General features: G+C 61.0%; 26 protein-coding genes and 1 pseudogene. 15 read left to right on the plus strand and 12 right to left on the minus strand.

The features are described from left to right. The 11 genes and pseudogenes from ACTG4B_RS05900 to dtd form a co-directional block, all read left to right on the plus strand. Positions 1-462: pseudogene (locus ACTG4B_RS05900) on the plus strand (pseudouridine synthase); the annotation flags it as partial. 96 nt (positions 463-558) lie between these two features. Beyond that, positions 559-762, plus strand: coding sequence for a hypothetical protein (locus tag ACTG4B_RS05905; RefSeq protein WP_439154765.1), 204 nt, complete (start codon positions 559-561; stop codon positions 760-762). Next, a complete protein-coding gene (locus ACTG4B_RS05910) occupies positions 762-1,646 on the plus strand; it encodes a 5-bromo-4-chloroindolyl phosphate hydrolysis family protein (RefSeq protein ID WP_439154766.1) in 885 nt (294 codons plus the stop codon). Before ACTG4B_RS05905 ends, ACTG4B_RS05910 begins: the two co-directional genes overlap by 1 nt. A 1-nt stretch (position 1,647) precedes the next feature. Continuing rightward, positions 1,648-2,841 (plus strand): toxic anion resistance protein, encoded by a 1,194-nt coding sequence (locus ACTG4B_RS05915; RefSeq protein WP_439154767.1) that lies wholly within the window; start codon positions 1,648-1,650, stop codon positions 2,839-2,841. 21 nt (positions 2,842-2,862) lie between these two features. Next, positions 2,863-3,816 carry a DUF2927 domain-containing protein gene (locus ACTG4B_RS05920; protein WP_439154768.1) on the plus strand — a complete coding sequence of 318 codons (954 nt, stop codon included), beginning with the start codon at positions 2,863-2,865 and terminating at the stop codon, positions 3,814-3,816. Positions 3,817-3,858: 42 nt separating this feature from the next. Continuing rightward, the gene (locus ACTG4B_RS05925) at positions 3,859-4,968 is read left to right on the plus strand and encodes an SPFH domain-containing protein (RefSeq protein WP_439154769.1); all 1,110 of its coding nucleotides are present in this window, start codon (positions 3,859-3,861) and stop codon (positions 4,966-4,968) included. Beyond that, positions 4,965-5,387 (plus strand): hypothetical protein, encoded by a 423-nt coding sequence (locus ACTG4B_RS05930; RefSeq protein WP_439154770.1) that lies wholly within the window; start codon positions 4,965-4,967, stop codon positions 5,385-5,387. Before ACTG4B_RS05925 ends, ACTG4B_RS05930 begins: the two co-directional genes overlap by 4 nt. Positions 5,388-5,419: 32 nt before the next feature. Next, positions 5,420-5,995 (plus strand): cytochrome b/b6 domain-containing protein, encoded by a 576-nt coding sequence (locus ACTG4B_RS05935; RefSeq protein WP_439154771.1) that lies wholly within the window; start codon positions 5,420-5,422, stop codon positions 5,993-5,995. A 43-nt stretch (positions 5,996-6,038) separates the two neighbouring features. After that, positions 6,039-7,157, plus strand: a complete 1,119-nt coding sequence (locus ACTG4B_RS05940; protein WP_439154772.1) for a primosomal protein N' (replication factor Y) - superfamily II helicase — start codon at positions 6,039-6,041, stop codon at positions 7,155-7,157. A 16-nt stretch (positions 7,158-7,173) separates the two neighbouring features. After that, positions 7,174-8,079, plus strand: coding sequence for a carbohydrate kinase family protein (locus tag ACTG4B_RS05945; RefSeq protein WP_439154773.1), 906 nt, complete (start codon positions 7,174-7,176; stop codon positions 8,077-8,079). Next, a complete protein-coding gene (gene dtd, locus ACTG4B_RS05950; RefSeq protein ID WP_439154774.1) occupies positions 8,076-8,513 on the plus strand; it encodes a D-aminoacyl-tRNA deacylase in 438 nt (145 codons plus the stop codon). The genes ACTG4B_RS05945 and dtd overlap by 4 nt, the downstream gene beginning before the upstream one ends. A 17-nt stretch (positions 8,514-8,530) precedes the next feature. On the opposite strand, the gene ACTG4B_RS05955 is transcribed toward dtd, so the two are convergent. Then, entirely contained in the window at positions 8,531-9,229 is a 699-nt protein-coding gene (locus tag ACTG4B_RS05955) for an HAD family hydrolase (protein ID WP_439154775.1), read from the minus strand. Positions 9,230-9,289: 60 nt separating this feature from the next. Here ACTG4B_RS05955 and ACTG4B_RS05960 point away from each other — a divergent pair, with 60 nt between their 5' ends. Continuing rightward, complete coding sequence (locus ACTG4B_RS05960) at positions 9,290-12,475, plus strand: reductive dehalogenase (RefSeq protein WP_439154776.1); 3,186 nt, start codon at positions 9,290-9,292, stop codon at positions 12,473-12,475. Here ACTG4B_RS05960 and ACTG4B_RS05965 read toward each other — a convergent pair. Then, a complete protein-coding gene (locus ACTG4B_RS05965; RefSeq protein WP_439154777.1) occupies positions 12,472-12,750 on the minus strand; it encodes a DUF3572 domain-containing protein in 279 nt (92 codons plus the stop codon). The two genes, ACTG4B_RS05960 and ACTG4B_RS05965, sit on opposite strands and share 4 nt — an antisense overlap. 94 nt (positions 12,751-12,844) lie before the next feature. On the opposite strand from ACTG4B_RS05965, the gene ACTG4B_RS05970 reads away from it, so the two are divergent. Beyond that, a complete protein-coding gene (locus ACTG4B_RS05970; protein ID WP_439154778.1) occupies positions 12,845-14,236 on the plus strand; it encodes a diguanylate cyclase in 1,392 nt (463 codons plus the stop codon). On the opposite strand, the gene ACTG4B_RS05975 is transcribed toward ACTG4B_RS05970, so the two are convergent. The 4 genes from ACTG4B_RS05975 to ACTG4B_RS05990 form a co-directional block, all read right to left on the minus strand. Next, entirely contained in the window at positions 14,225-14,716 is a 492-nt protein-coding gene (locus ACTG4B_RS05975) for a periplasmic heavy metal sensor (RefSeq protein ID WP_439154779.1), read from the minus strand. The genes ACTG4B_RS05970 and ACTG4B_RS05975 overlap by 12 nt on opposite strands. Beyond that, positions 14,709-15,059 (minus strand): hypothetical protein, encoded by a 351-nt coding sequence (locus ACTG4B_RS05980; protein WP_439154780.1) that lies wholly within the window; start codon positions 15,057-15,059, stop codon positions 14,709-14,711. The genes ACTG4B_RS05975 and ACTG4B_RS05980 overlap by 8 nt, the downstream gene beginning before the upstream one ends. Next, entirely contained in the window at positions 15,052-15,639 is a 588-nt protein-coding gene (locus tag ACTG4B_RS05985) for an RNA polymerase sigma factor (RefSeq protein WP_439154781.1), read from the minus strand. Before ACTG4B_RS05985 ends, ACTG4B_RS05980 begins: the two co-directional genes overlap by 8 nt. A gap of 74 nt (positions 15,640-15,713) precedes the next feature. After that, positions 15,714-16,187 carry an EF-hand domain-containing protein gene (locus ACTG4B_RS05990; RefSeq protein WP_439154782.1) on the minus strand — a complete coding sequence of 158 codons (474 nt, stop codon included), beginning with the start codon at positions 16,185-16,187 and terminating at the stop codon, positions 15,714-15,716. A gap of 189 nt (positions 16,188-16,376) precedes the next feature. Here ACTG4B_RS05990 and ACTG4B_RS05995 point away from each other — a divergent pair, with 189 nt between their 5' ends. Both ACTG4B_RS05995 and ACTG4B_RS06000 read left to right on the plus strand, forming a co-directional pair. Further along, positions 16,377-16,766 (plus strand): DUF983 domain-containing protein, encoded by a 390-nt coding sequence (locus ACTG4B_RS05995; protein ID WP_439154783.1) that lies wholly within the window; start codon positions 16,377-16,379, stop codon positions 16,764-16,766. Positions 16,767-16,781: 15 nt separating this feature from the next. Further along, on the plus strand, positions 16,782-17,459 hold the full coding sequence (locus tag ACTG4B_RS06000; protein ID WP_439154784.1) for an NUDIX hydrolase: 678 nt from the start codon (positions 16,782-16,784) through the stop codon (positions 17,457-17,459). On the opposite strand, the gene ACTG4B_RS06005 is transcribed toward ACTG4B_RS06000, so the two are convergent. From ACTG4B_RS06005 to ACTG4B_RS06030, 6 genes are all read right to left on the minus strand, one after another. Continuing rightward, positions 17,456-18,910: a carnitine 3-dehydrogenase gene (locus ACTG4B_RS06005; protein WP_439154785.1), complete on the minus strand. Its 1,455-nt coding sequence runs from the start codon at positions 18,908-18,910 to the stop codon at positions 17,456-17,458. The genes ACTG4B_RS06000 and ACTG4B_RS06005 overlap by 4 nt on opposite strands. 5 nt (positions 18,911-18,915) lie before the next feature. Further along, complete coding sequence (locus ACTG4B_RS06010; protein WP_439154786.1) at positions 18,916-19,158, minus strand: hypothetical protein; 243 nt, start codon at positions 19,156-19,158, stop codon at positions 18,916-18,918. Then, positions 19,155-19,670 (minus strand): lipocalin family protein, encoded by a 516-nt coding sequence (locus tag ACTG4B_RS06015; RefSeq protein ID WP_439154787.1) that lies wholly within the window; start codon positions 19,668-19,670, stop codon positions 19,155-19,157. Before ACTG4B_RS06015 ends, ACTG4B_RS06010 begins: the two co-directional genes overlap by 4 nt. After that, on the minus strand, positions 19,667-20,581 hold the full coding sequence (locus ACTG4B_RS06020) for a 3-keto-5-aminohexanoate cleavage protein (protein ID WP_439154788.1): 915 nt from the start codon (positions 20,579-20,581) through the stop codon (positions 19,667-19,669). The genes ACTG4B_RS06015 and ACTG4B_RS06020 overlap by 4 nt, the downstream gene beginning before the upstream one ends. A gap of 83 nt (positions 20,582-20,664) precedes the next feature. Further along, the gene (locus ACTG4B_RS06025) at positions 20,665-21,708 is read right to left on the minus strand and encodes an aldo/keto reductase (RefSeq protein WP_439154789.1); all 1,044 of its coding nucleotides are present in this window, start codon (positions 21,706-21,708) and stop codon (positions 20,665-20,667) included. A 156-nt stretch (positions 21,709-21,864) separates the two neighbouring features. After that, positions 21,865-22,326, minus strand: coding sequence for a hypothetical protein (locus tag ACTG4B_RS06030; protein WP_439154790.1), 462 nt, complete (start codon positions 22,324-22,326; stop codon positions 21,865-21,867). Positions 22,327-22,423 lie beyond the last annotated feature (97 nt).

A 22,423-nucleotide genomic window follows, 5' to 3' on the forward strand; every position in this document is an offset into this window, starting at 1 on the left:
GGTCTGTTGCTGCTGACAAATGATGGTGGCGTCAAACGCAGGCTGGAACTGCCCAGCACTGGCTGGCTGCGCCGCTACCGCGTCCGCATCAACGGATCCGTCAGCGAGGCGCGACTGGATCAGTTACGCGCGGGGATCGAGGTTGAGGGCACCCGCTATCAGCCCATGGTCGTGACATTCGACCGCCAGCAAGGGGCGAACGCCTGGCTTACCGTGTCGCTGCGCGAGGGCAAGAACCGCGAAATCCGCCGCGCGATGGAGGCGATCGGCGTCACCGTGAACCGGCTGATCCGCGTCAGCTATGGCCCGTTCCAGCTGGGCAATCTGGCCCCCGGTGCAGTCGAGGAGTTGAAACAGCGCGTTGTGCGCGATCAGTTAGGCCTGTCTGACAAGCTGACGCCAACGCGGGTGCGCAAGCCGGTCAGGCGGCCCGCAGCGAAAGGTGGCAAGCGTCAGGGCTAAGCCCTGCAAAGGCGCATCCGGTGCGGCCTCACAACTCGTAATCGGGGCGGATGTTTCCTATCTTGACCGTAGAAAACAAGTGCGGAGTGTCATGAAATGTTGCGTTTGATCCTGCTAATTCTGCTTGTAGCGGCGGTTCTGATTGCAATCGCCGCCATGGTGGGGACAATACAGGCGATGACGTTACCACCGACCGCTACGCAAGAGGACCGGATGCCAGCCACATTCCAGAAAATCGCCTATGCGGTGCTGATTCTCTTGATGCTGGGCGTCAGTGCCGGTTGGCTGGGGGCCGCCTGATGGCCAAACGGTTTGGCGGCAAATACAGCCCCGACGGCGACACCAAACACACGCAGGTGTTGGACGAACGTGCTATTCATGCGGCAGGTTCGCGGGGGCGCCTGCTTTACCTGCCGCCGATCGTTCTGGTTCTGACATCGCTGAACGACGGGCCCACAACGCTTGTCACGGCCCTTGCAGGTGGTGGCGTTCTGACGCTTGCGGCGTGGCTCTTGCAGGAAGGTCTGCGCGCCGAGGCTGCCTATAATGCCCGCCGCGTGGCGCGTCGCCCGGCGCTCCCGCGCAAGATGCTGGCATCTGCGCTGACGGGTATTGGCGTCACGATTGCGGCCTTTACCGGCGACAGCGGGCTGATCGGGTCCGCTCTCTATGGCCTGGCGGCGCTGGGTCTGCATGTGGCCGCCTTTGGCATTGATCCAATGACGGACAAACGGATGGAAGGGGTCGATACCTTTCAGCAGGATCGTGTCGCCCGCGTCGTTGACGCCGCCGAGGCACATCTGGATGCCATGCGATCCCAGATCGCAACCCTTGGCGACCGCAAGCTGGAGATCCGCGTCGCAGGTTTTCAAACCATCGCCCGCCGTATGATCCGCACGGTCGAGGAAGACCCCCGCGACCTGACGGGTGCGCGCAAATATCTGGGCGTCTACCTGATGGGCGCGCGCGATGCGACGACCAAGTTCGTTGACCTTTACAGACGCACCCAAAACCCCGCCGCGCGCGAAAAATACGAGGCGTTGCTGGACGATCTGGAACAGAATTTCGCCGCCCGCACGGAAAAGATGCTGCTGGATGACCGTGGCGATATGGATATCGAAATCAACGTCTTGCGCGACCGATTGCAGCGCGAAGGCGTCAGCCTGAAACCAAAGGGGAATTAACATGTCCGACACCATCCGCCAAAAGGCCGAAGCCGCCCTTGCCGAGGTTGAAAAAGTCACCGCCGCCGTGCTGCCCGAACCAAAGGGCGAACTGGTCACGCTGGATGACGCCGACACATCGACCAGCAACGCCATCAAACAGCGGATGGCCGAAATTGACGTGACCGATACAAAATCTGTCGTGTCGTTCGGGTCATCCGCGCAGGCCGAATTGCAGAATATCAGCCAATCCATGCTGGCCGGGGTGCGCAACAAGGATGTCGGCCCAGCGGGGGACAGCCTGCGCAGTATTGTCACCACAATTCGCGGTTTTTCAGTGTCCGAACTGGATGTGCGCCGCGATCGGACATTCTGGGAAAAACTGCTGGGGCGCGCCGCACCAATGGCCAAATTTGCGGCCCGCTTCGAAGAGGTGCAGGGCCAGATCGATCACGTCACCGACGATTTGCTGCGCCATGAGCATGTGCTGTTGAAAGACATTGAAAGCCTTGACATGCTGTATGACAAGACGCTGCAATTCTACGATGAACTGGCGCTTTATATCGCGGCCGGCGAGGCGAAGATCACCGAGATGGACACCCAGACCATCCCCGCCAAAGAGGCCGAGGTGGAAAAGGCTGCCGAAGGCGATGCGGTCATGGAGGCACAGGAATTGCGCGACATGCGCAGCGTGCGCGACGATCTGGAACGCCGGGTGCATGACCTGAAACTGACGCGGCAGGTGACGATGCAGTCCCTGCCCTCGATCCGGCTGGTTCAGGAAAACGACAAGTCGCTTGTCACCAAGATCAACTCGACGCTGGTCAACACGGTGCCGCTTTGGGAAACGCAACTGGCACAGGCCGTCACGATCCAACGCAGCGCCGAAGCGGCCGAGGCCGTGCGCGATGCGAACGATCTGACCAACGAATTGCTGACCGCGAATGCCCAGAACCTGCGCGACGCAAACAAGGTCATCCGCACCGAAATGGAACGCGGCGTCTTTGACATCAACGCAGTGAAAGAGGCCAACGCCAACCTGATTGCCACCATCAACGAAAGCCTCGAGATTGCCGATGAGGGCAAACGCAAGCGCGCAGAAGCCGAAGTCGAACTGCAAAAGATGGAAGCCGAACTCAAGAAAACGCTGGCCTCGGCAAAGGCGCGGGGAACCAGCGACAGCACAGTCATCGGCAGCGCCGCCGGCGGCGAGTAATCGGTCATGGGGACGGTCGGCATGACACGCAGCGTGGCAATCTGTGCCTGCCTGACCTTGCTGGCGGCCTGCAACGGGTTCACCGCGGCGCGTATGCCGGCACCGACCCCCCCCGTGCCAAGCGGCACCACGCCCCCGGCATCATCACCGACCGTCGCCGCCCCCAGCGCGAAAAGCGAGGAACTCGCGCGGTATTACCAGCGGCTTCAGAACGAACTGCTGACCCAAGGCTTGCTGCGCGGTGACGGCGGCGGGTCAGACACCCCCTTTACCGATACACTGCTCGCGCGCAATTTCGTGCGTATCGCGCTGTTCAACGAATATCGTGACGACAGCGATTTCCTGACCCCCCGCGCCACGTTGTCGAAACTGCGCCGCTGGGATCAACCCATTCGCATGTCTGTGCAATTCGGTGATACCGTGCCGCTGCTCCAGCGCGATATGGACCGCGCCAGTGTCAGCAGTTACGCCGCCCGCCTGTCACGGCTCAGCGGAATTCCAATCAGCATGGATGACGAAAACCCCAATTTCAGTGTGTATTTTCTGGGCGAAGACGACCGCCTGGGGTTCGAAGATGAACTGCGCCGGATTATCCCGAATATCTCGGACGCCACTGTGCGGACTGTCATCAACCTGCCCCGCGATCAGCTCTGCTTTGTGATCGGCACGTTCGAGCCGGGTCAATCCACCTATCGGCAGGCGGTTGCCCTGATCCGGGCCGAACACCCCAACCTGATGCGATCTGCCTGCATCCACGAGGAACTGGCCCAAGGGATGGGGTTGGCCAATGACAGTCCTGTCGCCCGCCCGTCCATCTTTAATGATGACGAAGAATTCGCATTGCTGACCCGCCACGACGAACTGCTGATACGGATGTTGTATGACCGGCGGCTGCAACCTGGCATGTCGCCCGCAACCGCAGCACCAATCGCGCGCCAGATCGCGCGGGATCTTTTGGCAGGAGGGGCGAGTTGATGGTCCACCCTGCCCCCAGACACTTTGAACGGAGACTTTGACATGGGCATTTTCGATTTTCTGAACGGTCAGTTCATTGACGTCATTCACTGGACGGACAACACCCGCGACACAATGGTCTGGCGGTTCGAACGCGAAGGCCACGAAATCAAATATGGCGCGAAACTGACCGTCCGCGAAGGTCAGGCCGCCGTTTTCGTGCATGAGGGCCAGTTGGCAGATGTGTTCACGCCGGGGCTATACCTGCTTGAAACCAACAATTTGCCGATCATGACCAGCTTGCAGCATTGGGATCACGGGTTTCAAAGCCCTTTCAAGTCGGAAATTTATTTCGTCAACACTACCCGGTTTTCAAACCTCAAATGGGGCACCAAGAACCCGATCATGCTGCGCGACCCCGAATTCGGCCCAACCCGGCTGCGGGCCTATGGCACTTACACGGTCAAGGTCGCGGACCCGGCGCTGTTCTTGCGTGAAATCGTCGGCACCGACGGCGAATTCACCATGGACGAAATCAGCTATCAAATCCGCAATATCATCGTGCAGGAATTTTCACGCGTGCTGGCCGCGTCCGGTATTCCCGCGCTGGATATGGCTGCAAACACCGCCGATCTGGGCAAACTGGTGGCAACGGCAATCGACCCTGTGATGCATCAATACGGGCTAAGCATCCCCGAGCTTTATATCGAAAATATCAGCCTGCCCCCCGCGGTCGAGGCGGCGTTGGACAAACGCACATCGATGGGACTGGCCGGTGATCTGGGCAAATTCACCCAATATTCAGCCGCCGAGGCGATGACCGCCGCCGCAAACAACCCCGCAGGCGGTGGCATGGCCGCCGGACTGGGCGCTGGCATGGGCATGGCGATGGCCGGGCAGATGGCCCATCCGGGGCCATGGGGCGCGGCCCCCGCTGTTGCTGCCCCCCCACCGCCGCCACCACCGGTTGAACATGTCTGGCATATCGCCCTTGGCGGTGAGGTTTCGGGGCCGTTTTCCAAGGCTGCAATGGGCCGCAAAGTGACCGAGGGCGCGTTGCACCGTGACAGTATGGTCTGGACCCAAGGGCAGGACGGCTGGATGCGGGCCGAGGACGTGACCGAATTGGCGCATTTGTTCACGGTGATGCCACCGCCGCCGCCCGGCGCATGACACGTCGCAGCCTGACGATCTTGTTGCATTGGTCGCTGCTGATGCTGGTGCTGGCCATGATCAAGGGCGGCAGCGCGGCCCCCGCTCTGCGCTGGGTTTTTGTCATATCCGCCGCGCTGTGGGTCGGACTGGCCGTTGCGCGGGGTGTCTTGGCAAAACCGGGGCCAAAATTGCAAGGCAGCCTGCGCCAGACCTTTGCGGCACAGCATCGGGGCATGTATGCACTTGTCGGCATCGCGGCGGTGCTGAACCTGACCGCACTGCTGGACCTGTCGCCACTGGGCTGGGCGTGGAACGCGCTGCTGGTCCTGCTGGTCGCATCAACCTTTCACGGGTTGTTTCATTTCTGGCGCCATACTGCGCTGAACGATGGTGCCTTGCGCGTGATGAGCCCGCGTTTCATGCATAAATTCCTTTGAAACCAAAACCTGCGCTGCCGCGTATCTAGGGTATGACCTATCCAGGATCGCATATTCTTGCCAACCTGCACCGGCTTTTGCCGCACCGACGCACGTGGCTCAAGGTGATGCACGGCGCGATGATCCCGCTGCTGGTGTGGTTCATCGTGGTCACGCCGGACGATGTGGTGCCGCTTGGCCCGGCGGCGTTTCAGTTTCATTCGATCCTTGCGTTGGTCTTTGTGACCCTTTCACTCATCTGGATGGCCGACCATATGCGCCGTGGGCTTGCCGGGCGTCCGGGCCCGAAATTGGGTCCACGGGCACGGGTGCTGCACCGCTTGCTGAATACGGCGATCATATGGGGCCTGTGGGGGGTCGCAATCACGGGTTTCCTGCTGGGGCTGACCGCAAACCGCGTGCTAAAGGCCGGAGGGTTTCTGCCCATCGCGCCGCCCTTGGACATGCCGCAACTGAACCACCTGATCGGAAAATTCCATATCTATGAATTCTACCTTCTGGGCGCGATCGTCGCGGCGCATGCCAGTTTTCATATCTGGCGTCACTTTCGGCTGCGTGACAATGCGCTGCGGATCATGGCACCCAAAATCCTGCACCGGTTCCTGTGATCCCGCCATGGCGCAGCGCGGGATGCGTTGCTAATGATGGTGCATGGATACCGACGCGCCCACAGCACCCGAATCGCCAATCGCGGAACATCACTTTCCCTGTGATGCCTGCGGGTCCGACCTGCGTTATGACCCCGGCACGCATCGGCTGATCTGCGATCATTGCGGTAACATCCAAACGATCGAAACGACAAAACGCGCCGCTGGCGGCATTAGGGAACTGGATTTCAGCAGTGCGATCGAAAACCGGCTGGCCGAGGCCGAGATCGAGGAAACCCGCACGGTCACATGCCCCAATTGCGGGGCCAGTTTCGAATTCGATCCCGACACGCACGCTGCGGAATGTCCCTTTTGTGCAACCCCTGTCGTCACCGACACAGGCACCCATCGCCATATCAAACCGCGCGGCCTGCTGCCCTTTGCCCTAGACGAAGGCACGGCGCGCAAGGCGATGTCGGACTGGCTGGGCAGCCTTTGGTTTGCGCCCAACGGCTTGCGGGATTATGCCCGCAAGGGCCGGCGGATGTCCGGTATCTATGTGCCCTACTGGACGTTCGATGCCGACACGCAAAGCCGCTATACCGGCCAGCGCGGCACGCATTATTACACCACCAAAACGGTGATCCGCGACGGCAAGCGCCGACAGGTCCGCGTGCGCAATACGCGCTGGCGGCCCGCATCGGGGCGCGTCGCGCGGTTTTTTGATGATGTGCTGGTGCTGGCATCGCGGTCGCTGCCCAAACGCTATACCGACGGGCTGGAACCTTGGGATCTTTCCGCGCTGGAACCCTACAACCCTGAATACCTGGCCGGGTTCCGCGCCGAAGGCTATCAGGTGGAACTGGCCGAAGGTTTCAGCGAGGCGCGGCAGTATATGGACCGGATGATCCTGCGCGATTGCAAATACGACATCGGTGGCGATGAACAGCGCGTGCATGATGTGCAGACCACCATCAGCGATGTCACCTTCAAGCATATCCTGCTGCCCGTCTGGCTGGCCGCCTATAAGTACCGGGGGCAAACCTATCGTTTTGTGGTCAACGGGCGCACAGGCCGGGTGCAGGGTGAACGGCCCTGGTCTGTATGGAAGATTGCATTTGCGGTCTTGATCGGGGCGATCCTTGCGGCTATCGCAGGATTTGTTATCGCTAACAGCCAGTAATTTCGGGGGAAAAATCATGATCCTGTGCTGCGGAGAAGCCTTGATCGACATGCTGCCACGGCAGACTGCGGCGGGCGAAGCCGCCTTTGCCCCTCATCCGGGCGGGTCGGTTTACAACACGGCCGTTGCCTTGGGTCGGCTGGGCGCGCCGGTGCAATTCTTTTCGGGTCTGTCGTCGGATCTGTTTGGGGACATCCTGCGCGACGGGCTGACCGCGTCCGGTGTCGACAGCACGCCCGCCGCGATCAGTAACCGGCCCACGACGCTGGCGTTCGTGACGCTGAACGATGGCCATGCATCCTATGCATTTTACGATGAAAATACGGCCGGCCGGATGCTGACGCCAGATGAGCTGCCACAAACGCGGGCTGATGCCCTGTTTTTTGGTGGAATCAGCCTGATGGTGGAACCCTGTGCCAGCGCGTATGAAACGCTGATGCTGCGCACGGCCCCGGACTGCATCACGATGATCGACCCAAATATCCGGCCTTCTTTCATTGCCGACGAAGCCGCCTATCGCACACGGTTGTCCCGGCTGCTGGGGGTTGCCGATATCATCAAGACATCGGACGAAGATCTGGCGTGGATCACCGGCAATGCGGATGCGCGGGCGCTGTTTGACACGACATCAGCGCAGATTATCCTGCTGACCCGTGGCAGTGACGGGGTTACGGTATTGACCCCCGATGGCACCGTCGAAGTGCCCGCGCAAAAGGCCGATGTGGTCGATACGGTTGGCGCCGGCGATACCTTTAGCGCGGGGTTTCTGGCGCGAATGCAGGCGAAGGGCCACCTGACAAAAGACAAGATGGACGACGCAAGCCTTGACGATCTGGCTGATGCGGCGGCCTTTGGGGCCAGGGTTGCTGCAATCACCGTCAGCCGTGCGGGCGCAAACCCGCCTTGGGCGTCCGAACTATGAGGGCGCTGATACAGCGGGTGACAGAGGCATCCGTCACTGTGGACGGTGCGGTGATCGGTGAAATCGGCCCGGGCTTGCTGATCCTTGTCTGCGCGATGGAGGGCGACGATGCGGGGAAATCTGCCACTCTTGCCGCCAAGATCAGCAAGCTGCGCATCTTCAAGGACGATGCGGGCAAAATGAACCGGTCGCTGGCCGATACAGGCGGTGCTGCACTGATCGTCAGCCAGTTCACGCTGGCCGCCGATACCTCGCGCGGCAACCGGCCGGGGTTTTCGCAGGCGGCAAAGCCGGATCAGGGGCGCGCATTATACCAACAATTCGTGCAGGATATGGGCGCACTTGGCATCCCGACGGCAACCGGATCATTCGGCGCGGATATGGCTGTGCGCCTGACGAACGACGGGCCGGTGACGATCTGGCTGGACTTATAGCAGCCCTTGCCGGATTTTCAGATCAGGTTTTCCGCCATTAACCAGCCGGGAATTTCGGCAATCGTATCCAAAACCACATCAGCATGAGGCGCAAGTTCAGGGCGCTGCGCCGGGCCGGTCAACACGCCGATGGTGCGCATGCCAGCCGCACGGCCGGCATCAAGATCATGCAGACTGTCGCCCACCATCACGCATTGAACAGGGTCAACCCCCGTCAGCGTGGCAAAGGCCAAAAGCTGCCCGGGCCCCGGTTTTGCCCCATGCCCGCTGTCATAGCCTGCGATGAAATCGAAATGCGCATCCACACCGGCCCGTTCCAGATGCTTGCGCGCAGGGGCTTCGGCATCATTGGTCGCAATGCCCAGATGCAGCCCGCGGGCCCGCAAGCCGGTGAAGTAGGGCTCCAACGGCACCGCCTCGACTTGGGCGACCTGTGCTGCACCCGCGTTCATTCGCGCGATCAGGTGGGGTTTTGACAGATGCGGCATCACCTGACAGATATGATCGGCCACAATATCGACGGTTGACGCAATCACCACGCTGCCGGGCAGGAAACGATCATTGGCTGCGTCAAATCCAAGCACATCCGCCAGTTCTGTGAACAAGATCGGATCATCGCCCGCCTCAGCCTGCAACATCAGCCGCGCCCAGGCACCCCAGGTCGCATTGAAATCGAACAGCGTGCCGTCCTTGTCAAAGATGATGCCCTTGATCATGCCTGCCCTGCCATTGTCCACATTGACACCGGAACCCGTCGCGCAGACGGTGTCAACGACATGCTGAAGTTCCGCTCATACCGTTCCCGTCCCATGCATCTGGGTCCTTTCCCGCTTGAGGCATTGGTCCGCCAACCGCAAGCCGGTTTTGCGGGGTTGCCCCCGATGCAAGGGTTGTCATTCCGCCGCCCGGATGACCCCCGCAGCATCGTGAACGCAATGCAAGAGTATCAGGCGATGCTGGACGCAACCCGCGACGGGCTGGTCAAACGGGAAATGGCCGAAATTCCCGATGATCCGACCGAACGCGCCAACCATCTGAAAGCATTCGGGTATTACTGCGATGCCAGCATGGTCGGCACCTGTCTGATCCCGGATGCCGCTTGGCTGGATACGCCCATCACCAACCCCGATGTTGACCGGTTGGCCGACAAGCTGCGCAATATGCAACCCAAAACGCTGGCCGCGGGTATCGACGTGATCATGGCGGGCCTGCGTGAAAACATGGCCGCGCCTCCGACCGACTGCCGCCACCACACCCACGCGCTGGTATTCTTGTATGACCACCCGCGTGCGCCGCGCGCGGATGAGCCGGGCACCAATTGGATACAGGATGCGCTGGATCATCGCGCCTGCCTGCGGGGTGCGGAAACCGCCGTGACGCTGGCCAGCTATATCCGGACGCTGGGCCATGATGCCCGCGCCCATTCCATGGCCGCCAGTGATATGCATCTGGGCGCATTGGCAGTGCAGGCGGGGCTGGTGACGCTGGAAAACGGGCTGTTGCTCAACCCGTTTACAGGTGACCGTTTCGGTTTGGCCGCAATCACGACAACACTGTCGCTGACTGCAGATCAACCGCTTGCGCCGGGTCAGAAACCACCCCCCAGCTATCGCAGCGGGCTGGGCACGCACGCCAGATCGGCCCGCACCCGCGACCCGTTTGCGCGGCGCGATTTCGCGGCGGGTCCGCACCCGTTTGAAACGCTGAAGCGGGTGGATGACCCCACAACGTATATCGACCGGCCCAACGTGGCGCGGGTGCCCAAACGGGCCAACCTGTTTGCGCGCGGGCTGTTCGGCGATATGGGCAAGCAGGTGCAAGAGGCGGCGAAGAACGGCAACTATGTGCGCAAGTCCGCGGCCGCCTTTGCATTTCGCCCTTCGCTAGGGGCCTTTGTCCTGTTGCAGGATGGCGCGGCAGCAAAGCAAAAAAACACAGTCAAACCCGAAATAACCGCGCAGGATATCAAGGCTGCACTTTATTTTCTTGGTGTCGATGCGGTGGGCCTGTCGGCCTGCCCCGACTGGACGTATTACAGTCATGATGCGGCGGGCGACCCGATCACGCCCTACCACACCAATGCGATATCCATGATCATCGACCAGGGCCATGAAACGATGGAGGGCGCATCCGGCGATGACTGGATCGCCTGCGCGCAATCGATGCGCGCCTATCTGCGGTTTTCCCTGCTGGGCGGGGTTATCGCGCAACACATACGCAACCTTGGCTACACCGCCCGCGTCCATTCGGTGATGGATGACGAGGTGCTGCATCCGCCGCTGTTGCTGCTGTCGGGGCTGGGCGAGGTCAGCCGGATCGGCGAGGTCATCCTGAACCCGTTCCTTGGCCCGCGCCTGAAATCCGGTGTGGTCACAACCAATATGCCGATGACCCATGACAAGCCGATTGATTTCGGCCTGCAAAGGTTCTGTGAGGCTTGCAACAAATGCGCCCGCGAATGCCCCAGCGGGGCGATTACCGCCGGGCCAAAGTTGATGTTCAACGGCTACGAGATCTGGAAATCCGACAGCCAGAAATGCACGACATACCGCGTCAGCCAGAAAAACGGCGCGATGTGCGGGCGCTGCATGAAGACCTGCCCGTGGAACCTGGAAGGGCTGTTCGCCGAAGCCCCGTTTCGCAAGCTGGCCATGACTGTCCCTCAAGCCGCCAAGGCGCTGGCCAAACTGGATGATAAGCTTGGCAAAGGTGCGATCAACCCTGTCAAGAAATGGTGGTGGGATCTGGAAATGGAGGACGACGGCGCCTATCGCCCGTCCCGTCATCCGGTGAACAAGCGTAACCTGCAAAAAGACCTGTCACTGCGATTCGAGGATCAGACGCTGGCCGTCTATCCCGCACCGCTGGCCCCGCCGCCCTATCCCTGGCCCTACCCGATGGACCGCGAGGCCGGGATCGCCGCCTATGCTGCGATGATCCCCGCGACCGAACATCGCAAACGACGAGCCGACGGCTTGCCGCCCGAGCATATCTATTCTCCCGTCAAGGGCGATACGCCAGTCATGCAGGTGGTGATCCGCAAGGTGACACGAATGACCGACGCGATCACCAAATACGAATTTGCCAAGCCCGACGGCGGCGATCTGCCCCCTGCGACGGCGGGTGCGCATATCGATGTTGTCGTGGCGCCTGAATTTTTTCGCCAATATTCCCTGTCGGGTGATCCCGCCGACCGCAGCACCTATCAGATCGCCGTGCTGCGCGAAGATACCGGACGCGGCGGATCGAAACTGATGCACCGAATATTCACACCAGGGCGGCGGGTGTTCATTTCGCGCCCGATCAACCATTTTCCACTGATCGAGGTTGCGCCGAAAACCCTGCTGATGGGCGGGGGGATCGGCGTGACGCCGATGATCGCCATGGCGCATAGGTTGCATGCGATCGGTGCGGATTTCGCACTGCACTACAGTTTTCGCACACGGTCCGAGGCGGGATTCCTGGACGATCTGAAAACGGTCTCCTGGGCGGATCAAGTGCACCTGCATATCAGCGCCGAAGGCACACGCGCAGACCTGCCCGTAATCACAACCTATTCAAAAGGCGCGCATATTTATACCTGCGGGCCAGATGCCTATATGGCAGGGGTGATGAATGCCGCCACCGAAAACGGCTTTCCCGAGGACGCGCGGCATCTTGAATATTTCGCCGTGCCGGAACAGCCTGAATTTGAAAACCACCCATTCACACTAGCCCTGAAAAACGGGCGCAAGATACCCGTGGCAGCCAATCAAAGCGCATCGGATGCGCTGATTGCGGCAGGCATGCACGTGAATGTCAAATGCGCCGACGGGCTGTGCGGTGTCTGCAAATGCGGTGTGCTCGGCGGCAGCGTGGAACACCGCGACTTCGTGCTGTCCAAGGCCCAGCAGGCCCATGAAATGATCTTGTGCCAAAGCCGCGCGGCAGACCCCGACGGGATCATCGCCATCGACCTTTAAGTCCAATGCACCGCCTCGGCCCCCGGCAGGGCATAGCGGGCACGCAAGGGCTGATCATAGGCCAGCCCCGCGGTGTCACAAAATGCCACAACCCAGGCGTCATCCATTGTGATGAACTCCAGCACCGACGCAAGAAACGCAGGGTCCGTCGCACCGGCGCGCAGATCGTCTATCGCACCACCTGTGGCACCCAGAAAAACAGGGCACAGATCATCGTTTGCCGCCAGCCAACCCAGCGCCTGCAATGCGATCACCTGTGCCTGATCAGCGTTCATTTCGCAGCCTCATTCTTTCAGAAACCGTTTTTTAACCATTCTACGCGACATTGACAGGCATAAAAGGGTAGCTTGCCCGCATAAGGATCAAGACATGTCCGGTCGCATACTTATCATTGATACAATCGCAACGAACCGGATCGTCTTGAAGGTGAAAATGCTGTCGGCGCAATTTGCGGTCGATGCGTGTTCCTGCCAGCAAGAGGCCATGGCGATCATCGAGAAAACCCGGCCCGATCTGATCTTGATGAATCTGTCAAACCCGGTCGAAGACCAGCATGAATTCTGTCGCCGGATCAAGGCCGACGCGAAAACCGGTGCGATCGCGATTATTGCAGTCGGGGTCGCCGATACATCCCGCGCCCGGCTTGCGGCCCTTGATGCCGGGGCAGATGATGTGTTGCCGCGCCCGATCAATGATGCATTGTTGATGGCGCGGATCCGCAGCCTTTTGCGGGCGCACAGCGCAAACCAGGAATTGCTGCTGCGCGACAATACCAGCCGCGCGCTCGGATTTCAGGAAGCACCGAAACCATTTGAAACCGCGTCGCATGTGGCGCTCTTGTCAACAGATGTCGTGTTATTTTCTGATATGACCCGGGCGCTCCAACGTGAGTTGCGGATGAACATCCGGCAACTTGAACCGAACTGCGTGCTCAAACAGGTCGAGGTTGGACCCCCGCCCGATCTTTTCATCATAGATGCCAGTGCAGTCCGGTCTGGTGAGGCAGCACTGTTTGGTCTGGTGTCTGACCTGCACTCACGGACGGAAACGCGCCAATCCACCCTGTTGGTCATTGTCCCCCCTGATCAGCCAGATCTGGCAGCCATGTTTCTGGATCTGGGGGCCGATGACGTCGTCACGCGAAATACGTCAGATGGCGAAATCAAGCTGCGCGCGCACGCGCTGATCAGGCGCAAGTTGATGCATGACCGAATGCGCGACATGGTCCGCGACGGCCTGCATGCCGCAGTCACGGACCCGCTGACAGGTCTTTACAATCGCCGCTATCTGGACACGCATCTGCCGCCACTGGCCGAACAGTCACGCATGTCGGGGGCAGAATTGGCTGTGATGATGCTTGATATCGACCACTTCAAGCTGATCAATGATACCCACGGCCACGCCGCCGGAGACAAGGTGTTGGTGCAAATGGCAAACCGGCTGCGTGAAAACCTGCGTGCGATCGATCTTGTGGCCCGCATCGGAGGCGAGGAATTTCTTGTCGCGATGCCCCGCACAACCGCCGCACAGGCACAACGGGCGGCGAACCGGCTGCGCCGACTGGTCAATTGCAGGCCGTTTGAACTCGACTCACATGTGCCACCGCTACGGGTTACGGTTTCGGTCGGCGTTGCCGTCAGCGGCCGCTGCGAGTCGGAGCCTGCCCAGATAAAATTACTGTGCGATCAGGCCGACGCCGCCCTTTATGCTGCAAAATCCGCAGGGCGCAACCAGGTTGCGATGACAAGATCAGCGGCCTGACCGCCCGTCGCGTCGATCATGCGCATGTGACAATTCTTGTTGCAGGCGATCGGCAAAGACGTTGCGCCTTTGCGGCGACATGGCCGTGATTTGTCGCAAGAGCGCCTCTTGCGCGCTGCGCTGAACCATGGCCGTCTGCGCCATCTGCGCCGCCATCGCTGTTTCCAGCCGGACCGGATCGAACGGGTCGGACCGCAATGCTGCGATCACCTCTTGGGCATTGCCCCGCAGATCAACAGCGCGCAGCGCCCCGTCGCGGCGCATCGCACCGCCAATCGCGCGCCGCTCGGATGGCTCCAGCGCGCGCGCAAGCGGCCCCAGCCCGAAATCGAAACTGCGCGGTGGCCGATCACCGAAACGCCCCGATAAACCGGCCCCCAGGACCATCCCGATAACGGCAAGGTTGAACGCCAGCGATAATACCAGCACCGCACGCCAAAGTCGCGACGGTCCCGGCCTGGTCAGGTTGTCATTATCCATCCGCAAAATCCCCGACATCATACATCGCATCCACCGTGAAAAGGCTGACTGTCATCGTGTCGCCAATGACGGAAGTCGCCAGATTCTCAATGCTGGACGGGGGCGCGACACCGACCCAGATCCCGGCCACCGTGGCCGCCGCCAGCCCCCCGACCGCAGGCCATCCGCCCAGCGCATTGCATAGCTGCGCCCATAGCCCCGGATGATCGACCACGCGCTGCGGTGCCGGAGCACCTGCGGCATCTGCCAGCACCCGCGCCATCAACGCATCACCGGGCTGCGGGGTCTGCATGCGCGCCACCGCAAAGAGATCATCCAGCATATCGTCTTTTTCGTCAGTCATCCTCATACCCCAGTTCAGCCTTGCGTGTCCCCAATATGTCGGTCAGGGCCCGTTTGCCCCGCGCTGTCAGACTTTCCACGGACCGCACGCTGATGTCCATGATCATGGCGATTTCGGGATTCGCCAGCCCTTCCAGGTGGCGCAGCGCGACGGCCTGTGCCTGTCGCTCGGGCAATTGCCCCAGCGCGTCCGACAACGCCCGCATCCGCGATTGCGTCTGCATCATCACAGTGACGCCTGGCGTGTCATCCACGGGTTCCGCCACCTGATCAAGCGATGTCTTCCCCCGCCGTTTGCGCAGACGGTCAGTGCAAAGGTTGGCCACCACACGATAAAGCCACGTGCTGACCTGTGCTTCGCCCTGCCGCCAGTCTGGCGCAATTTTCCAGAGCCGCATCATCGCATCTTGTGCCACATCCTCGGCCTCGGCTGCGTCGGCCAGCATCCGCGTGGCTTGCGCCAGAACCCGCGGCAAAAGCCGCACGGACAGTTCACGCGCCGCATGCGGATCGCCATTGGCGAAGGCTAGCAAAAGCGCATCGTCCGGGATTGGCAAAGTGGTGGCGGGCGCAGCTATCATCCTGAACCGTGCTATCTCCTGCTGCTGCATCGCGCAATCGGCAGGGGCGTCGCCGGCCCCTGCCGCATTCCCGTTTATCCACGATCGCGTGGTCCATGACCATCGCCCCGATGCATTCCCTTGCCGCCGCCGAAATGGTCCTGTGCGGCCGCAAATTCGGCTTCGCTGATCATGCCATCCGCGTCGGCGTCAAGACGGGCAAACATACGGTCCAGCCTTGCGCCGCCGCGTGGCTGCATTTCCGCCTGCTGCAACAGGCCGTCTCCGTTTGAATCCAGGCGTTCGAGCATCTGCGCTGCCCGCGCGCCGGCGCGGGCCTGCGCCGCAGCCGTCATTTCTGCCACGGACAGCGCGCCGTCACCATCAGTATCAGCGGCCGTAAAGCGGGCCTGTCCTTGCGCTTGCATTTCTTCCATTGTCACGCCCCCATCACTGTTCAGATCAAGTGTCGCGAAATCGGGGCGGTTCTGGTGGCCGGCACCCTGCGCCGCGGCTGCCGTCATCATGGCGCCCGACAAAAGGGCTGTTAGCAAGATCGTGGTTTTCATGTTCGGTCCTCATTTGTTTTTATCGCGGGTTGTTCGCCGCTGACCCTGCTTGAACGGATGGCCTGCAAGGTTCCGTCGCCGATCTTTGAAAAATTTGCGCCTCTTGCGACAAGCCGACGCAAATATGCCCCTGCCCCTTTTAAATTCTGTCAGGATACGCCATGTGATCGGGATAAGCGGAGTTTTCTGATGTCCAATCTTCAAACATTGACCGACGAACGGCCCACCAAGCCGGCAGTCATGCGTGGCTTGCGCCGGCGCTGTCCCAGCTGTGGCGAAGGCATGATGTTCGATGGCTACCTGTCGGTCGCCAAGACCTGTCCTGTGTGTCAGGAAGAACTACACCACCACCGCGCCGATGATGGCCCGGCGTATTTGACGATTCTGGTTGTCGGCCACATTATTGGTTTTGCCGTCCACTTCATGTGGGTCCAGTTCCGGCCCGATCCGCTGGTCATGGCGACGGTCCTGACCGTGATGGCTGTGGGGCTGTCGCTGTTTCTGCTGCCCCGGCTCAAGGGGATGGTTGTGGGTATTCAATGGGCCCGGCGGATGCACGGGTTTGGCGGACCGGCCTGAGCAGGAGGGCGCAAGGTGGACAAGACCCGGTTGCGCGATGCGGCCACACTGATCTTGCTGCGCGATGCAGATCGCCATCCGGCGGTTCTGATGGGCCAGCGTGGCGCAGGTGCTGCGTTCATGCCCGGCAAGTTTGTCTTTCCCGGTGGGGCTGTTGATGCGAACGACGCAAGGGTTCCTGTCGGTTTGTTGAATGATGACTGCCAGTCGCGACTGGCAGAGGAAACCCACCAGCCACCAGACGCACTTGCGGCGGCCGCCATTCGCGAGCTGTGGGAAGAAACAGGACAGGTTTTAGGGGTTCGGGGTGAATGGTCGGACCCGCCGCAGGGTTGGCGCGGTTTCGCGGCCAGCGGCCACTTGCCAAACGCGGCCGCGTTGACATTCTTTTTCCGTGCCGTCACGCCGGTTGGCCGTCCGCGCCGTTTCGATGCCCGGTTCTTTCTCGCGGATGCCGCCGATCTGGCAACCGACCCCGACGATTTCACCAGAGCCGAGGACGAATTGGCACATCTGCAATGGGTTCCGCTGACACAGGCGCGCAATTTCGACCTGCCATTCATTACCCAAGTGGTGCTGGCCGAACTGGCCCAGCACGTCAAACGCGGCGGACCGCCTGCCAGTGTCCCCTTCTTTCGCAACGATGATGAGGCCCATCTGGTGGCCCGTTTGGGCGGCCGCAGCCCGCTTTAACCCTTGACACCCACAGCCTTGCCCGCGCCATCGTACGGCAGGCCGGCATGGGCGGCAGCAATCCGTTCCAGCACAGCAGCCAGCGCCGGTTCAGGATCGCAGGCACGGCGCGTTTCAAGGCTGACATGGATCAGCAGGTGTTCGCCCGTCGCCAACAACCTGTCATCAGCATACATCCGGTGGAACAGATGCATTTTCTTGCCCGCCGCCGCCAGAACCTGCGTGTCGATGCGAATGACGGTGCCGGCGTGCGCCTCGGCCAGATGGCGGATATGGGTTTCGGCGGTGAAAAAACTGCGGCCCGCCGCGATATAATCGGCATCGCAGCCGATCAGGTGCATCATCCGGTCCGTCGCCTCGCCAAAGGCATGCAGATAACGCGCCTCGGTCATGTGGCCGTTATAGTCGGTCCAGTCCAACGGCACCGCGCGGGCCATCGTGGGGATGGGTTGGCTCAGGTCATCAGGCAACGTCACCGCACCTTCGACCCGACGGTCATGCGCGTTCAACAGCGCACCAGCGCCCCAGTCGCGGGCCTTGAGCCCGCGCAGGATCGTAACCAGATTATCGTCGCGGATGCGTTCCAAGTCGCGGATCGATACCGCACCTGACTGCGCATCGGACTGATCCGCGATGCGATCAATCAGTGTGTCAGTCAGGTCCGGCACATCGGTCAGCCTGGTCCACGGCCATTGCAGGCACGGGCCGAATTGTTCAATGAAATGGCGCATTCCCGCCTCGCCCCCCGCAATGCGGTAGGTCTCGAACAGGCCCATCTGCGCCCAGCGCAAGCCAAAGCCATAGCGGATCGCGTCGTCTATTTCGGCTGTCGTGGCGATGCCGTCATTGATCAGCCACAGCGCCTCGCGCCAGACGGCCTCTAGCAGCCTGTCAGCCACATGCGCGTCGATCTCGGCCCTGATACGCAACGGGTGCATCCCGATGTCGGTCAAGATATGCGCAGCCCGGTCCACAAATTCGGGCGGGTTGGCATCACTTGGCACCAGCTCAACCAGCGGCAAGAGATAGACGGGATTGAATGGGTGGGCCACGATGATCTGCCCGGGGCGCGTGGCGCAGCCTTGCAACTCTGACGGTTTGAACCCGCTGGTGGAAGAGGCGATGACAGCATCCGGATCGCAGAATTCCTGCATCGACTGATAGACTTTGCGTTTTAACGCGCGCCGTTCCGGAACGCTTTCCTGTATCCAGATGGCACCTTTGACGGCAGCGGACATCGTGGCGTGAAACGTCAGTTTGCCTTCGGCTGGCGCGGCCACATCCGACAGGCCGGGCAGTGACCGTCGTGCGTTTCCGACGATCTCGGCTATCTTGCGCCGCGCATCCGGGTCCGGATCAAAGACCTGCACATCCCACCCCATCAGCAGGAACCGCGCCGCCCAGCCACCGCCGATAACTCCACCGCCGATAATCGCCGCTGTTTGCGCCATGGCGGTCAGGTCTGTGCGCTGGGGTGGTTGAATTCATCCGCAGGCACCGGTTCACGCCGCACGGTCGGATCGCAAGCCACCATCGACGTGGTGGCATCACGGATAATCAGCCCGCCGCGGGCGCGGCACTGTTCGAACGTCATGCTGTTGCCGATCACCATGAATTCGCGGAAACCGCCGCCGCCATCAACCGGCGCACCTTCGCAGGCGGCCAAAGCCAGCACACATCCCAAAATCAATCGTTTCACTGTGGCACCTCCATTAATCGGGTTACGTCATACCCGTTGAATTTCAAAACATCACGCGCCGCGTTCAGACGGTCGAGCCGGATATCGGGGGTGCGGTTCAATATCCACCCAGCCCGGCCATTCGGCGCACCGACGACCGCCGTGCGATAATCCGCGTCGGTCCACAACACCCAGTAATCCGCCGCGCCGAACGGCACCGAGGGAAACCGCACCTTGAGCCGCCCCGGCCCCACGATTTCCGCCGTGCCTGCAATACGCGACCGTTCAGACCCGTCCGCGTTGCGGCAGATATTCAGCACCGACAAAAGCCCGTCATCGCGCAGCCCGTATTCCGCCGTCACCCCGACACAGCCCTGTTCAAAGAACACCGGAAAGCGGGCAACCTCATACCACAGGCCAAGATAGCGTTCCGGCTCAAAAACCGCCTTGGACGCGATCGGCGCATCGGTGTCGCGGTAAACATCGAATGTGCCGCACCCCGCCAGCAGCAGGGCAAGGACCAGCACCCTCATGCCGCCACCGGAGCGCGTTTTGTCAGACCCAGCTTTGCGCGCACCTGGTCGGGGCCGATCACACGGGCGCCAAGGTTCTCGATGATCGTGACGGCCCGTTCGACCAGTTGCGCATTGGTGGCCAGCACGCCGCGATCCAACATCAGGTTATCTTCCAACCCCACGCGCACGTTGCCCCCTGCCAGCACCGATGCGGCGACATAGGGCATCTGCGACCGGCCCAGGCCAAAGGCGGAAAAGGTCCATGTGTCGGGCACATTGTTCACCATCGCCATGAAAGTGTTCAGATCATCTGGCGCGCCCCAGGGCACGCCCATACAAAGCTGCACCAACGCATCGGGTGCCAGCACGCCATCGGCAACCAGTTGTCTGGCATACCACAGATGGCCGGTATCGAATGCCTCGATTTCGGGCTTTACGCCCATCTGCGTGATCATACCGCCCATTGCCGTCAGCATGCCGGGGGTGTTGGTCATGACATAGTCTGCTTCGGCGAAATTCATGGTGCCGCAGTCCAGCGTGCAAATCTCGGGCAGGCAGTCTGCCACATGCGCCAGCCGCTGTGTCGCGCCGATCATGTCGGTGCCGACGACCGGGGGCAGGGGCGTTTCCGTCCCGCCAAAAACGATATCGCCCCCCATCCCCGCAGTCAGGTTCAGCACCACGTCAATCTCTGCTGCGCGGATGCGGTCGGTGACTTCGCGGTAAAGTGCCAGGTCACGCGAAGGCGCGCCTGTTTCAGGGTCGCGCACATGGCAATGGACTATGGCGGCACCGGCGTGGGCGGCATCGATCGCACTTTGCGCTATTTGCGCGGGCGATCGCGGCACATGCGGGCTGCGGTCTTGCGTGGCACCCGACCCGGTGACGGCGCAAGTGATGAAAACCTCGCGGTTCATGGCAAGCGGCATCACAGGGCTTCCTTTTCTTCGGTGCAGGTCTGACGTGACAGAGCATTTCGGGAATGTCTGCCCGACACAAGAGCACCTTGCGTCTAGTAAGGCATCGGGTGCGCGCGATTGGCCTGATCGATGTCTGCAATGACGTCATCATCCAGCACGACATCACGGCCAGCAAGGATTTGCGCCAGCTGGTCCTTTGTCGTCGCCCCGAAAATCGCCGATACCGGAAAGGGCCGTGTGCGCTGCCATGCCATCGCCATATGCACAGGGTCCAGTCCATTTTGCGCAGCCAGATCCAGATAGACCTGTGTGACCGGCAAGACCCGGTCGTTCATCCGCCCGCCCAGATTGCCGTTGATCGCCATCCGGCTGCCGTCGGGCACGACCCCATTTTGATATTTGCCCGTCAGCAAACCACAGGCCAGCGGCGAAAACGACAACAGTGTCACGTCCTCGTTCACGGCCATTTCGGCCATGTCGGTATCATACAACCGGCACAGCAGCGAATATTCATTCTGCACCGACGCCATCCGTGGCAGGCCCGCCGCGGTGGCCTGATCAACCCATTTGGTCATGCCCCATGCGCTTTCGTTGGACATGCCGATGGCGCGTATCTTGCCCGCCTTGACGCAATCATCCAGCGCGCCCAGCACGTCCAGCATGTGGTCCAGCGTGTCCTGCCGGTTCTGGCCCGACGGATCAAATGTCCAGTTTTGCCGGAACATATAAGACCCGCGCAGGGGCCAGTGCATCTGGTAAAGGTCGATCACATCGGTCTGCAACCGTTGCAGCGACTGGTCCACCGCCTCGCGGATCACCGCACCGTCATAGCCGCGCCCCTCGCGGACCCAGCCGGGGTTGTCGCCCGACACCTTGGTCGCGATCACCACCTCGTCGCGGCGGCCCGTGCGGGCCAGCCAGTTGCCGACGATCTGTTCCGAAAGCCCCACAGTTTCCGCACGGATCGGGTTGACCGGATACATTTCTGCGGTGTCGATGAAATTGATCCCGGCATCCAGCGCCATGTCGATCTGGCTGTGTGCGTCGCTTTCGGGGGTCTGGTTGCCAAAGGTCATCGTGCCCAGACACCATTCGGAAACCATGATATCGCTACGACCAAGGGGAAGTTTTTGCATCAGTCTGCCTTGTGAATTTTATGTTGCGCGGACCTTAACGCGGCAACGCAGGGTGACAAGCCCGGATGCGCGCGGGCAAGGTACAGGTGATGTCCATGCCGCGCGCACCGGTTTCTTCATCGGGCGCTTTCTGCGGCCCGCCTTTCGTGGCAATCATCAGAAATTATAGATTGCGCCGATCCGGGTAATCGTGGTGTCGGCCACACCTTCATCCATGAAATCGCGAATGAATTCACCGCGCAGCGTCACACGGTCGGAGATGGCCCGCTGCACACCAAGCGAATAACTTTCGCCATCGACGTCACCCAGTGGCGTATCGTACTGCGCCACACCTGCACCGGCGATCACGGTGTAATCGCCAAAATCATAGGATCCCATGATGCGCAGCCGGGCGGTGTCATAATCGGTATCCCCCGCCAGCGGCAGGCCCAACTCTGCCTCGATCCCGTATTTCAGCGCAGGTCCGCCAAACATGGCCCCGCCCAGAAAGGATGCTGCGGTTTGGCTGTCGCCTGAATGGGGTTTGGCATGATCCAGTGTCAGCCCGCCGTAAATATCCTGCGCCGCAGCGGATGACCCGATCACAAGCACAGACAGCATTATTGATAGTCGTTTCATTGTAAGCTCCTCGGCCTCTTTGTTATATCGTCTGACTTTATCATGCCGTGCCCCGTTGACCAGCGCCGCGATGCAACATCTGGTATCTGGTCGCGTC

The sequence above is a fragment of the Yoonia sp. genome, from assembly GCF_965660735.1.
Classification (GTDB): Bacteria; Pseudomonadota; Alphaproteobacteria; order Rhodobacterales; family Rhodobacteraceae; genus Yoonia.